The following is a 12932-nucleotide window of genomic DNA, read 5'->3' on the forward strand; positions in this document are numbered from 1 at the left end:
TTAAAGATTCAAGTCGTTTTTAAATCTTTTACTGTTTTTAGAATCCTAATAATTTTTCAATCATTAAATTTTTCAATCATTTAATTATTTTTAAAATCCAGATGGTTTCAAATGCAATCCTGTGGTTTCATCCAATCCAAACATTAAATTCATGTTCTGTATTGCTTGTCCTGAGGCTCCTTTTGTTAAATTATCAATTACTGAAGTGATCAATAACCGGTTTCCTTTTTTCATTAAACTAATAATACATTTATTCGTTTGTACCACTTGCTTCATATTGATTCCAGTGGTCGTAACAGTTACGAAAGGTTGGTCTTTGTAAAAAGCTTCATATTTTGCTACTACATCTTCCAAACTTTCTTCGATTATTGTGTATAATGTGGCAAAAATTCCTCTTGCAAAATCCCCTCTGTTGGGTACAAAAATCAATTCGTTTGTATAATCCGCTTGTAATTGGTTGACACTTTGGTTTATTTCTCCCAAATGTTGGTGTTCAAAAGTTTTGTAATGCGACATATTGTTTGATCTCCAACTGAAATGTGTCGTTTCCGAAGGTGTTACTCCGGCTCCCGTGCTTCCGGTGGTGGCATTAATGTGAACATCAGTCGTAAGCATTTCGTTTTTAGCCAATGGTAATAATGCCAGTTGAATCGCTGTTGCAAAACAACCTGGATTTGCTATGAATTGAGCGTTTTTAATTGCTGCTTTATTCAATTCAGGTAAGCCATAAACGAAAGATTTGCTATCGAAGTCTTTGTCTTTGGTCAATCTGAAATCATTTCCTAAATCGATGATTTTGGTATGACTCGCAAATTGATTTTGCTCTAAAAATGATTTTGATTTTCCATGACCCAGACACAAGAAAACAACATTCACATTTGGATTTACAGTATCGGTAAAATTCATTTCGATATCGCCCATCAAATCATGATGCGCAACCGAAAGTGGTTTTCCAGCGTTTGTTGTGCTGTAAACAAAATCAAGTGTAGCATTGGGATGAAACATCAATATTCTGATGAGTTCTCCCGCAGTGTAACCCGAACCACCAATTATTCCAATATTAATCATAATTTTAAATTTTAAAACGTACTTAGAATTAATCCTTTGGGAGCAATTCAATTTTTATTTTTTTTAACCACATAGATTTAATAATTTTTGAAAGGCGTTTCACTTTATTAGAGAAAATCATAGCTATGTGAATCCACAAATGGGCTATTTAACTCTTCTTTTCTATGCTTCTATGTGGTTAAATTTTTTATTAATCATGTGTCAGTTTATTTACAGATGAAAAAATGTTTTGGGCATTCCCCAGAATTTTGATAAATCCTTTGGCATCGTCAGATGTCCAAGCGTTGTTCATTTCTCCATATTGTCCAAAACTGGTATTCATCAAATCATTTTCAGATTCGATTCCGTCCAAAGTAAAGTGATATGGTTTTAACGAAACGATAACGGTTCCATTTACAGTCGTTTGAGTATCTTCCAGGAAAGCCTCGATGTTTCTCATTACAGGATCTAAAAATTGTCCTTCATGAAACAACATTCCGTACCAGTTTCCTAGTTGTTCTTTCCAGTATTGTTGCCATTTACCCAGCGTATGTTTTTCTAATAAATGGTGCGCTTTGATAATTATTAATGGCGCAGCTGCTTCAAAACCTACTCGTCCTTTAATTCCGATAATCGTATCGCCTACATGAGTATCTCTACCAATTGCATACGCGCTGGCTAATTTTTCTAAGGCAACGATGTTCTTTGTTGGTGCGTCCAAAGTCCCATTGATGCCTACTAATTGTCCTTTTTCAAATTGTAGAGTGACTTTCTCTTCACCCGTTTTTTGCAATTGAGAAGGATACGCTTCACTTGGTAAAGTTTGATTTGAGGTCAATGTTTCTTTACCACCTACGCTAGTTCCCCACAATCCTTTATTAATGGAATATTGTGCTTTTTCCCAAGAATAATGAACTCCGTTTTTAGATAAATAATCCACTTCTTCCTGTCTTGATAATTTCAAATCTCTGATAGGAGTGATGATTTCAATTTCGGGAGCAATGGTTTGGAAAATTAAATCAAAACGAATTTGGTCATTTCCTGCACCGGTACTTCCGTGGGCAATTGCTTCTGCACCAACAGATTTTGCATATTTAATCGCTTCAATGGCTTGAAAAACACGTTCCGCACTTACGGATAATGGATAGGTGTTATTTTTTAATACATTTCCATAAATCAAATATTTAATGGCTTTATCATAATATTTATCTACAATGGTAAGATTTGCATGTTGTGCACTTCCTAATTCGTAGGCTCTTTCTTCAATAGCGGCTAGTTCAGCTTCATCAAATCCTCCTGTATTTATAAGAACGGTGTAAACTTCATATCCTTTTTCGTTTTTTAAATATTTAAGGCAATATGATGTATCTAATCCTCCGCTGTATGCTAATACTACTTTTTTCATAATGATTGTTTTTTCCTCCCCCCAGCCCCCTCCGAAGGAGGGGGAGCCATTACGCAAAGGGAGTGTTTTAATTTATATTTTTTTGTTTTTTGTTTTCCTTGGCTCCCTCCCCTTTGGGGAGGGCCGGGGAGGGGATTATTTTTTTAAGAACAAGGCTTCTTTAATTAATTTTAATCTGTTTAATACTCTGACATTAAATGGATGTTTAGGCGGATCTTTAGGTTTTTCTGTTGGGTCATAGAGCATTCCGGTACACAAGCACATTTTATTTTCTTTGCTTTGCAAAATTTCAAAATTGGTACAGGTTTTACAGCCCGCCCAGAAACTTGGATCGCTGGTCAATTCTGAAAACGGAACAGGTTTATAACCTAAATCGGAGTTGATTTTCATTACAGCCAAACCAGTTGTGATTCCAAACACCTTAGCATTTGGATATTTCTCTAATGAATAATCAAAAACAAATGATTTGATTTTTTTGGCTAAACCTAAGTTTCTGTAATCAGGATGTACAATCAACCCGGAATGTGCTACAAATTTCCCGTGCTGCCAACTTTCGATATAGCAAAAACCGGCAAATTTGCCATTATCTAAAGCAATGACAGCATCTTTGCTTTCCATTTTTTTCTGGATGTATTCAGGAGTTCTCTTAGCAATTCCCGTACCTCTCAATAGTGCGGATAATTCTATAGTTTCGCATATTTCTTGCGAATATTTATAATGTTCTTCCTGAGTTGTTATAATAGAAATATTCATTTCAAAAGCTGAATTTTTGAGTTATAAAATGATTTGTAATTTTGTAATTGAAATATCTCTTTGCCAAATTTAACTACAATATCAAACCTGTTGATTGTTTTGCAATAAATTGAACCACAATGCAATAGTGGTAAATAAATAGTTTTTTTTGGATGTAAAAATCCAATGGGGAATAAGGTTAATTTCAAAACGGAAATATGAAAAATGAATAATAAAACGAAACAGCTTTTGGGTACTATAGAGATAGCATCCGTACTTCGGGAGAAGTAGTAGGTCTGTTTGTCCGTGACAAAGAAGTTATATGTAAACTTGTTTTATTCATTGATGCAAAAGTACACATATTTTTATTATACAAGGTTACTTTTGTGTTTTGTAACAAAATTATAATGTATTGTTGATTTTTTTGCAAATAAAAAAACTCCTTGACAACATGATTATCAAGGAGTTTTGCATAATGGAATTAAATTTAAAGTTTTAGTTTCTAAATTTATTTTGACTTATAATATCTTTAATTTTAGCTTTTAAGTCTTCTCCGGTATCATAAACCATTTGTTCACTGTTAGGAAAACCTACTGGTTTTCTGTCAAAATAAGAATAGTAATTATCGTCAGATGCGCGTCGATCTCCTTTATAATTGGCATAGATATTTTCGAAAATAAATTCGCTTGTTATTGGGAAAGATTGTAATAGTTGATTGTTTTTTAGATTAATATAGTCAATTTTAGCGGTAATTTGACAAGACTTAAATTGTCTGAATTCGTAAATTTGAGCCGTTACTGTTCTCAGGTCGTCGACCATAACTACTTTTCCTTTTTCGTCCAGCACTTCTTTCCCGTTAGCATCTATCAGTTTTTTGACACCGTCTTTAATGATGCGTTCTTTTACAAATTCTCTTTCTTTGATTTGCTCTGGCGAAATGTAAATTTCTCGGAAATTAATCATCATTCCGTAATCATAACTGATTCCTTTTTGTTTATTGCTATGATAAACTGTCCATTTATCGTTGAGCCCGTACGTGCTAAAATCTAATAAATCATTCTGAAGACGAACCGGAATAATCATGTTCGTTTCATTTTTAGTGTAAACCGAAACATAGTCAGAACCTTTGAATTTTGCATCATCCATCAATCGCAATACATCTTTATAATTAGGATTTATCTGGTTTAAATAATCCAAATCATCATACGCCTTTCTGAAATTCATCTTGTCTGATGTTACCATTAGTTTTTTTGCATTAGCATATAAATAAATGGATAAGGCATTTTTGCTATTAATGATTTGATCGTTATAATTATCAAATGGGAAAATCGCATTTCGTCCTTCTTTAATCAGTTTCAAAGGAAGTAAGGGTTTGATTTTTTCCTGACGGGAATTCAATTGCAAATACGTATTGTAAGTCTTCTCCAATTGCGCTGGATTAGCATCTTTTGCCAACAAATTTATTGTGTTCAAATCACGTTCTTTAGCTTTGGCGAAAGCTTCTTCTACCAAATAAATATAATCTTGCTTGCCTTTTTTATCTTTATTGGTTTGCAAATTGGATACGGCATTCTCAATTGCCTGATCGTAATTTCCGGAACTTAATAAATTTTGGGTTTGCTTTACGCCACAAGAGGAAATTAGGACGAAAAAGGATAATAAAAGAGTAATTTTTTTCATAAGCGTTACGATTGTGTATGCGATTTTTTTGATGGCAATGCTGTTTTTTTTAAACAAATCTATAGATTTTGATTATTAAAATCCAAAAATAATGCCATAAAAAAACCTAACAAAAATAGTACAATTGTTAGGTTTTTTAAAGGTGTGTTTATTTTTTTATTTTCTGACGAAAGGTGGCAGTAATTTACTGGAAACCTCCCCAAAACCAATGCGAACATGTCCGTTTTGACAATGTCCTTTCATAATAACAGTATCATTATCGTTGATGAATTTACGTTCCGTACCATCTTTCAATTTTATTGGATTTTTTCCGCCCCAAGTCAATTCGAGCATTGAGCCAAAACTGTCAGGAGTAGGTCCTGAAATGGTTCCCGATCCCATCATATCTCCAGAATTTACACGGCAACCATTAGAGGTATGATGTGCTAATTGCTGGCTCATGGTCCAATACATATATTTGAAATTAGAATGAGAAATAACCGTTGCTTCGCCATTTTCAGGCTGAATTGCTACTTCTAAATTTATATCAAAAGAATGTTTACCTTTTTGTTGTAAATAGGGAAGAGGCGTTGGTTCTTGTTTTGGACCTTTGGTTCTAAAAGGTTCCAAAGCATCCATAGTCACAATCCAAGGCGAAATAGACGAAGCAAAATTCTTTGCTAAGAATGGTCCTAACGGCACGTATTCCCATTTTTGAATATCGCGTGCGCTCCAGTCATTCAATAAAACCATTCCGAAAATATAATCTTCGGCTTCCGTTACAAGAATGTTTTCACCCATTATATTTACATCCGTGGTGATAAAAGCAGTTTCAAGTTCAAAATCAACAGAACGAGAAGAGCCAAAAACGGGAGTAGTTTCTCCATTTGGCAACGTTTGTCCCATTGGTCTGTGAACCGGAATTCCAGATGGAACAATGGTAGAACTTCTGCCGTGGTAGCCCACCGGAATGTGTAGCCAGTTAGGTAATAATGCATTTTCAGGGTCACGGAACATTTTTCCTACATTAGTTGCATGCTCTTTACTGGAATAGAAGTCTGTGTAATCACCAATAAGCACTGGCAATTGCATTTCAACATCTTCCATCTTGAAAATTATGATGTCTCTATCTTTGGCATTATCTTGTAATTTCGAATTTTTCACATCAAAAAGCTCTGCAATTCGGTTACGAACCAAACGCCATGTTTTTTGACCATCAGATATAAAATCATTCAAAGTGTCTTGCATGAACATATCGTCCGTCAGTTCAATGCCTTCAAAGTAATTTAATTGTTGTAAAGCACCCAAATCAATGGCGAAATCTCCAATTCTGGTTCCTACGGTTACTATATTTTCTTTGGTAAGAAATACACCAAAAGGAATGTTTTGAATAGGAAAATCACTGTTGACAGGTACTTCTAGCCATGATTTTCTATTGGTATCGTTAGCTGTTATTGGCATATTTTGTTAATTATTTTGTTAAAAAATTACTCATCAAATATATTATAATCTAACTATTAACCAAACGTTTTTTTGTATTTTTGCATCAAATTAACGAAAATCAAAAAAATGCAACGCGACGAACAAATTTTTGACCTTATTCTGGAAGAACAAGAAAGACAAATTCACGGATTAGAACTTATTGCTTCGGAAAACTTCGTAAGTGACGAAGTAATGGAAGCAGCTGGTTCTGTTTTAACTAACAAATATGCAGAAGGATATCCTGGCAAAAGATACTACGGAGGTTGTGAAGTAGTTGATGTTGTGGAGCAAATTGCTATTGACAGAGCCAAAGAATTATTTGGTGCTGCTTACGCAAATGTTCAACCACATTCCGGTTCACAAGCAAATACAGCGGTTTACCACGCTTGTATCAAACCAGGTGATAAAATTTTAGGTTTTGATTTGTCTCATGGGGGACACTTAACGCATGGTTCACCGGTTAATTTTTCGGGACGCTTATACACTCCTTCCTTTTATGGAGTAGATAAAGAAACTGGAAGATTAGATTATGATAAAATTCAAGAAATAGCTACTAAAGAACAACCAAAATTAATTATCGCAGGAGCTTCGGCTTATTCTCGTGATATGGATTTTGAACGTTTCAGAGTAATTGCGGACAGTGTTGGCGCTATTTTATTGGCTGATATTTCACATCCTGCCGGTCTTATTGCTAAGGGTTTGATGAACGATCCATTACCGCATTGCCATATTGTAACAACTACAACTCACAAAACATTACGTGGTCCTCGTGGAGGATTAATCTTGATGGGTAAAGATTTTGAAAATCCATTTGGTTTAACTACACCTAAAGGAGAAATCAGAATGATGTCTTCTTTATTAGACTTGGCTGTTTTTCCTGGAAATCAAGGTGGTCCATTAATGCACATTATTGCTGCAAAAGCAGTAGCATTTGGTGAAGCTTTGAAAGATGAATTTTTTACGTATGCTTTACAATTACAAAAAAACGCTAATGCTATGGCTGATGCTTTTGTAAAAAGAGGCTATGAAATCATTTCAGGAGGTACAGATAACCACATGATGTTGATTGATTTAAGAAATAAGAATATTTCTGGAAAAGATGCTGAGAATGCATTAGTAAAAGCAGAAATTACAGTAAATAAAAACATGGTTCCATTTGATGATAAATCACCATTTGTAACTTCAGGAATCCGTGTAGGAACTGCAGCAATTACCACTCGTGGTCTTGTTGAAGAAGACATGGAAACTATTGTTGCCCTAATTGACAGAGTTTTAGTGGACCACACGAACGAAGATGTTATCGAGGCAGTAGCTAATGAAGTAAACGAAATGATGAGCGAAAGAGCTATTTTCGTATATTAATTTTTTTGTTTTAGAGTTTAAGGTTTAAGGTTTAAAGTTTTGGAATCAACAGTTATTAAATACTATTAGGTATTTAAATGCTACATTGTTTTCTCAATTTTAATTTTAAACCTTTTTCTTTAAACCTTAAACTTTTTCAAACTTTAAACAAATTTTGTAATGTCTGTACTAAGATTAAAATTACCAACCGATCCAAGATGGGTGAATATTGTAGAAAAAAACATCGAGGAAATCTTGACCGATCATGCTTGGTGCGAACAAAAAGCAGCTACAAATGCGATTACCATTATTACAAATAATTCAGAACACCAGGACTTAGTAAAGGATTTGTTGGCTTTGGCCAAAGAAGAAATCGATCATTTTGAGCAAGTTCATAATATAATCATCAAGCGCGGGTTGAAATTAGGTCGCGAGCGAAAAGATGATTATGTGAATGAATTGTATTTGTACATGAAAAAAAGCAGCAAAGGAAGCCGGGTTTCCAGCTTAGTAGAACGTCTATTATTTTCAGCTATGATTGAAGCCAGAAGTTGTGAACGTTTCAAAGTGCTTTCAGAGAATATTCAAGACGAGGAATTATCTATTTTTTATAGAGATTTGATGGAGAGTGAAGCAGGGCATTACACGACTTTTATTACTTATGCAAGGAAATATGGTGTAGGAATTGATGTAGAACAACGCTGGAGAGAATGGTTAGAATTTGAAGAATCGGTTATTGCTAATTATGGAAAAAACGAAACGATTCACGGATAAAATACAATCCTTTCTTTAACCCCATAAAATTTTTAATCAGATAAAATATATCATTTCAAAAATACTATTTAAATCATTTCTTAATTTAAGGTTTTAATAAGTTAAAAAATTGAAATTCAATTTTTTATTATTTAAAAAAAGTGTCAGAATTTCAAATTTTGCAGTGCTGAAAGTAGCTTCAACATGGATATTGTCGTATATTTATAGAAAGAAATTACAACATTCTGTAAAGATAAATATAAGATGAAATGAGTTTGAAATTACAAGTACAATTTTGTTTGTTAATGCTCAGTCTGCTTTCTTGTTCCAAAAATGAAACAGAAGAAATTAAACCAACCGTAGGAGAAGTTACAGAAACGGTGTATGCCTCCGGAGTTATAAAAGCGGATGGGCAGTACACGGTTTTTGCCACCGTAAATGGTACACTGCAAAAAGTAAATGTTATCGCCGGTCAATCCATCAGTAAAGGGCAATCATTATTTGAATTGGAAAGTGATAAAGCGGAACTAAATACAGAGAATGCTCGATTGTCGTATCAATTGAGTCTGGAAAGCAGTCGTTATATTCAAGATAAAATTGCCGAAATGGAAATGAAGGTCCAATCAAGCAAAGACAAATTGACCCTGGACGAATCCATTTACAACCGAAATAAAAACATCAGGAATCAAGGTGGAATTTCGGAAGTTGATTTTGAAAGAGTCGAATTAGCGTATAAAAGTTCCAAAATTAATTACGAATCGGCTAAAAAACAATTGGCACAACTCAAAGCCCAATTGAAGAATGATCAAAGCAGAAATTCTGTCAACCTAAAAATCAACCAGAAATCCCAAAGTGATTTTAGCGTCAAAAGCGCCTTCTCCGGAAAACTATTTGATGTCCTGGTAAAAGAAGGAACATTAGTTACGCCGCAAACTCCTTTGGCAATAATTGGTCAGGAAAATTCATTTTTATTGGAACTGGAAGTCGACGAAAATGATATGGTTCGCGTGAGAACGGGACAAAAAGTATTGGTGACAATGGACAGTTATAAAGCGCAGGTTTTTGATGCCGTCATTGATAAAATTTACCCAATAATGAACGAACGTTCCCGTACTTTTAAAATCGAAGCACATTTTGTAAGACCACCGGAGAAACTCTACCCAAATCTTACTGCCGAAGCCAATATTATCATTCAGATTAAGAAAAATGCCATTACGATTCCAAAAGCATATTTAATACAAGGCAAATATGTTTTAGTAAATAAAGACGAAAAACGCGAAGTAAAAACGGGTTTAAGCGATTATCAAAAAGTGGAAATACTTTCAGGTTTAACCGCTGGAGAAACGATTTATAAACCTCAATAATGAACTTTAAACTCATTTTAAACATTGCATTGCATTTGCTCCGAGCGCGATTGAAGCAAACTATTGTTGCGGCTATTGGGGTAACTTTCAGTATTGCGATGTTTATTGCTTTGGTTAGTTTTATGAATGGTTTGAATGATTTACTGGATGGCTTAATGCTCAATAGAACGCCTCATGTACTGCTGTACAACGAAATAAAACCTTCAGAAAACCAACCCGTTCTCTTGTCCGAGGAATTTAAAAAAAACACCAATTTTGTTCGTTCGATTAAACCCAAAGACCGAGGGAAATCCATTTACAACAGTAAAACTATTTTGGCTGTTTTAAAACAAGATCCACGCGTTATTGATGTTGCGCCAAAGGTGACTTCACCGGTTTTTTTTAATTCGGGGACCATTGAAATATCAGGGGTAATTAATGGAATTGATGTTTTATCTGAAGATAAATTATTTAAAATCAGCGATTATATCATTGAAGGAAAAGTAGCTGACCTGCTTCAGAATAACAGCATTATTATCGGGAAAGGTTTGTCAGATAAAATGTTGCTTACCAAAGGAGATATCATCAAGATTACGACTTCTAAAGGGAATTTGGCTTCGCTTAAAATTGTGGGTATATCCGAAATTGGAATTGCTGAAATCGATAATGTGATGAGTTATACCTCTTTGGCGACAGCCCAAAAAATATTGGGAGAACCTACAAATTATATCACGGACATTCAGCTGAATTTGTATGATATGGCCGAAGCGCCTGCTGTTGCAAAAGAGTTTCAGGACACCTTTAATCTAGATACGATTGATTATCAAACCGCAAATTCTCAGTTTGAAACAGGGAGCTCAGTGCGAAGTATTATTTCCTATTCCGTTGGAGTAGTGTTGCTGATTGTTGCCGGTTTTGGGATTTATAATATTCTAAACATGATGATTTATGAAAAAATGGACAGTATTGCGATCTTGAAGGCCACGGGATTTTCAGGAAATGATGTGAAATGGATTTTTGTTTCGCTATCTATAATTATTGGATTGGTGGGAGGATTATTTGGCTTGCTGTTTGGATATGTTTTCTCTTCTATCATAGATGTGATTCCGTTTGAAACGGCTTCTTTACCTACAGTGAAAACCTATCCTATTAATTACAATCCGTTATTTTATATCATTGGAATTACTTTTGCATTGTTTACAACGACCATTGCTGGACTTTTTCCTGCTTTAAAAGCCAGTAAAGTAGATCCGGTAGAAATCATCAGAGGAAAATAAAAATGGAAAATAATGCTGTTTTAGAGACAATTGGACTAAGTAAATATTTTTACGATCCTGTAAAATTTCAGGTATTGAAAGAAATAAGTATGCGTGTTAATCACGGAGAGTTTGTTTCGATAGTTGGGAAATCTGGCTGTGGCAAATCGACATTATTGTATTTACTTTCTACGATGGACACAGATTATGACGGTCAGATAATGATTCACAACGAACTTGTCACGGGAAAAACTGACAAAGAATTGGCATTAATCAGAAATGAAAAAATAGGTTTTGTATTTCAGTTTCATTACTTACTGGCAGAATATAATGTGCTGAAAAATGTAATGCTTCCGGGGATGAAGTTAGCTAAATATTCGGATAAAGAATTAGAGCATCGCGCCATGGAACATTTAAAAACACTGAACATGGAAGATCAGGCACTGAAGATGCCCAATCAATTGAGCGGCGGACAAAAGCAGCGTGTGGCAATTGCACGTGCTTTGATAAACGATCCACTGATTATAATGGGGGATGAGCCTACAGGGAATTTAGACAAGAAAAACAGCGACTTGGTTTTTGATATTTTTAATAAATTAACTCAGGAGAAAAATCAAACTTTATTGGTGGTTACGCACGACACTGATTTTGCCCAAAAAACCAATAGGATTATTACCATGGAAGATGGGAAAATAATTTCTTAAAGCACTATTTTACTATAATTTCATGTTTGTAGAGCAATCCTTTTATACCTTCTAAAGCAAAAACGGCTTTTTTTAATTTTGTTGTTTTGGGATTAATCGTATAATTATAGCTGGTTCTAAAATCAGCTTTGTTGGCAATTGCTTTCGCAAATTCAGAACGGTATAAATCGCAGTTTTCAAAAACGACTTCGGTCAAATCAGTGCTCATGAAATCTACCGCAATAATACTGCAATTAGTGAAGGATGTTCCTTTTATTTTTAAAGTATAAAATTTGGAGAAATCCAAAACACAATCATTAAAAGCAATTTCGAAAATTAATTTATCGCACATGGCAAAATTCACGTCTTTGATTTCACAGCGATTGAAAGTTACGGTTCTAAAGGCTACATAATTAATTTTGGCATTGCTAAAAGTACAATCATTGAAGGTGCAATCAATAAAAGTAACCGCTACAAAAGTACATTGAGAAAAATTACAATTGGTAAACGTACAACATTCAAATTCCTTGAAATTGACTTCTTCCTCTTGGTACGTGATGTCCTTATACTCAAAATCTAGAAAATATTCTGCCATTTATGGGTTTTAAATTCAGCTTTTAGTGCTGTTTTTCGGAACAAAGAAACAAAAATCTGAATCGTTATCTAGGATAAATTAGAGTATTATTTTAGATTTAAACTCTTTCGTAGTCGCCTTTCCAGTGCTGAATCGCTTTTTTAATTTCCTTTCCCGAAAGATTTTCATGCAACGCTCTTTGCGTAAGCGCTGGAAATTCATCGTCTGGGGCAAAACGTAACGCAAATAGTTGGTCGTCATTTAATTGATGTTCAAATTCTTCCAGTCTTTTTCCTGTAATAGTAAAATAGCGATACCTCAGTTCCAACCGTACGATTCGATTTTACAAAGTCAATGCATAATGCTGGCGCAAAATGAAAGCCAGACAAAAAAGGACAACAAAAACAGCGCTGATAAATATCCAAATTAAAGAATCTTCAGTGGTGCAACTAAAATATATGCTGAAAGCCAGCAATGTCATGATTATTGGATAATAAACAAAATGATGCGGTGGATAATAGCGAATGTGATTTTTATAGGATTGTGATTTCATCATTTTTTTTTAAAGATAGTAAAAACCGTTAGCTTATGGAATTTTACTTCTTAAGAGGATAAAAATACTTTTGAGATTGACTAAAAGTGTTTCATTTCCAATAT

The 12932-nt window shown here is 34.3% G+C and carries 11 protein-coding genes and 1 pseudogene; 5 read left to right on the forward strand and 7 right to left on the reverse strand.

What is annotated here, in order from left to right; all coding sequences use genetic code 11:
- Window positions 1-90: 90 nt before the first annotated feature.
- The 5 genes from argC to fahA form a co-directional block, all read right to left on the reverse strand.
- A complete protein-coding gene (argC, locus tag DR871_RS06620; protein WP_113666004.1) occupies window positions 91-1068 on the reverse strand; it encodes an N-acetyl-gamma-glutamyl-phosphate reductase in 978 nt (325 codons plus the stop codon).
- A gap of 190 nt (window positions 1069-1258) precedes the next feature.
- On the reverse strand, window positions 1259-2452 hold the full coding sequence (locus DR871_RS06625) for an argininosuccinate synthase (protein ID WP_113666003.1): 1194 nt from the start codon (window positions 2450-2452) through the stop codon (window positions 1259-1261).
- A gap of 135 nt (window positions 2453-2587) precedes the next feature.
- Complete coding sequence (locus DR871_RS06630) at window positions 2588-3205, reverse strand: GNAT family N-acetyltransferase (protein WP_113666002.1); 618 nt, start codon at window positions 3203-3205, stop codon at window positions 2588-2590.
- 474 nt (window positions 3206-3679) lie between these two features.
- On the reverse strand, window positions 3680-4864 hold the full coding sequence (locus tag DR871_RS06635) for a hypothetical protein (RefSeq protein WP_113666072.1): 1185 nt from the start codon (window positions 4862-4864) through the stop codon (window positions 3680-3682).
- A 156-nt stretch (window positions 4865-5020) separates the two neighbouring features.
- Window positions 5021-6304, reverse strand: coding sequence for a fumarylacetoacetase (gene fahA, locus DR871_RS06640; RefSeq protein WP_113666000.1), 1284 nt, complete (start codon window positions 6302-6304; stop codon window positions 5021-5023).
- 108 nt (window positions 6305-6412) lie between these two features.
- Between fahA and glyA the strand changes: the two genes are divergently transcribed.
- The 5 genes from glyA to DR871_RS06665 all read left to right on the forward strand — a co-directional run bounded on the left by glyA (window position 6413) and on the right by DR871_RS06665 (window position 11722).
- Window positions 6413-7687: a serine hydroxymethyltransferase gene (gene glyA, locus DR871_RS06645; protein WP_113665999.1), complete on the forward strand. Its 1275-nt coding sequence runs from the start codon at window positions 6413-6415 to the stop codon at window positions 7685-7687.
- Window positions 7688-7846: 159 nt separating this feature from the next.
- Window positions 7847-8440: a tRNA-(ms[2]io[6]A)-hydroxylase gene (gene miaE, locus DR871_RS06650; protein WP_113665998.1), complete on the forward strand. Its 594-nt coding sequence runs from the start codon at window positions 7847-7849 to the stop codon at window positions 8438-8440.
- A 248-nt stretch (window positions 8441-8688) separates the two neighbouring features.
- The gene (locus DR871_RS06655) at window positions 8689-9783 is read left to right on the forward strand and encodes an efflux RND transporter periplasmic adaptor subunit (protein ID WP_113665997.1); all 1095 of its coding nucleotides are present in this window, start codon (window positions 8689-8691) and stop codon (window positions 9781-9783) included.
- Window positions 9783-11039 carry an ABC transporter permease gene (locus DR871_RS06660; protein ID WP_113665996.1) on the forward strand — a complete coding sequence of 419 codons (1257 nt, stop codon included), beginning with the start codon at window positions 9783-9785 and terminating at the stop codon, window positions 11037-11039. The genes DR871_RS06655 and DR871_RS06660 overlap by 1 nt, the downstream gene beginning before the upstream one ends.
- 2 nt (window positions 11040-11041) lie before the next feature.
- A complete protein-coding gene (locus tag DR871_RS06665; protein ID WP_113665995.1) occupies window positions 11042-11722 on the forward strand; it encodes an ABC transporter ATP-binding protein in 681 nt (226 codons plus the stop codon).
- Window positions 11723-11726: 4 nt separating this feature from the next.
- Here the strand turns inward: DR871_RS06665 and DR871_RS06670 are convergent, their stop codons facing one another.
- Window positions 11727-12296: a pentapeptide repeat-containing protein gene (locus DR871_RS06670; RefSeq protein WP_113665994.1), complete on the reverse strand. Its 570-nt coding sequence runs from the start codon at window positions 12294-12296 to the stop codon at window positions 11727-11729.
- A gap of 97 nt (window positions 12297-12393) precedes the next feature.
- Window positions 12394-12831 (reverse strand): annotated as a pseudogene (locus DR871_RS06675) (DUF6526 family protein).
- Window positions 12832-12932 lie beyond the last annotated feature (101 nt).

Source organism: Flavobacterium petrolei (assembly GCF_003314435.2).
GTDB classification, from domain to species: Bacteria; Bacteroidota; Bacteroidia; order Flavobacteriales; family Flavobacteriaceae; genus Flavobacterium; species Flavobacterium petrolei.

What these genes read in the sequence shown, in the direction of transcription:
- DR871_RS06625 (WP_113666003.1), bottom strand. Translation starts at nt 2,452, where the DNA reads ATGAAAAAAGTAGTATTAGCATACAGCGGAGGATTAGATACATCATAT.
- DR871_RS06630 (WP_113666002.1), bottom strand. Translation starts at nt 3,205, where the DNA reads ATGAATATTTCTATTATAACAACTCAGGAAGAACATTATAAATATTCG.
- DR871_RS06665 (WP_113665995.1), top strand. Translation starts at nt 11,042, where the DNA reads ATGGAAAATAATGCTGTTTTAGAGACAATTGGACTAAGTAAATATTTT.
- argC (WP_113666004.1), bottom strand. Translation starts at nt 1,068, where the DNA reads ATGATTAATATTGGAATAATTGGTGGTTCGGGTTACACTGCGGGAGAA.
- DR871_RS06670 (WP_113665994.1), bottom strand. Translation starts at nt 12,296, where the DNA reads ATGGCAGAATATTTTCTAGATTTTGAGTATAAGGACATCACGTACCAA.
- miaE (WP_113665998.1), top strand. Translation starts at nt 7,847, where the DNA reads ATGTCTGTACTAAGATTAAAATTACCAACCGATCCAAGATGGGTGAAT.
- DR871_RS06635 (WP_113666072.1), bottom strand. Translation starts at nt 4,864, where the DNA reads ATGAAAAAAATTACTCTTTTATTATCCTTTTTCGTCCTAATTTCCTCT.
- fahA (WP_113666000.1), bottom strand. Translation starts at nt 6,304, where the DNA reads ATGCCAATAACAGCTAACGATACCAATAGAAAATCATGGCTAGAAGTA.
- glyA (WP_113665999.1), top strand. Translation starts at nt 6,413, where the DNA reads ATGCAACGCGACGAACAAATTTTTGACCTTATTCTGGAAGAACAAGAA.
- DR871_RS06655 (WP_113665997.1), top strand. Translation starts at nt 8,689, where the DNA reads ATGAGTTTGAAATTACAAGTACAATTTTGTTTGTTAATGCTCAGTCTG.
- DR871_RS06660 (WP_113665996.1), top strand. Translation starts at nt 9,783, where the DNA reads ATGAACTTTAAACTCATTTTAAACATTGCATTGCATTTGCTCCGAGCG.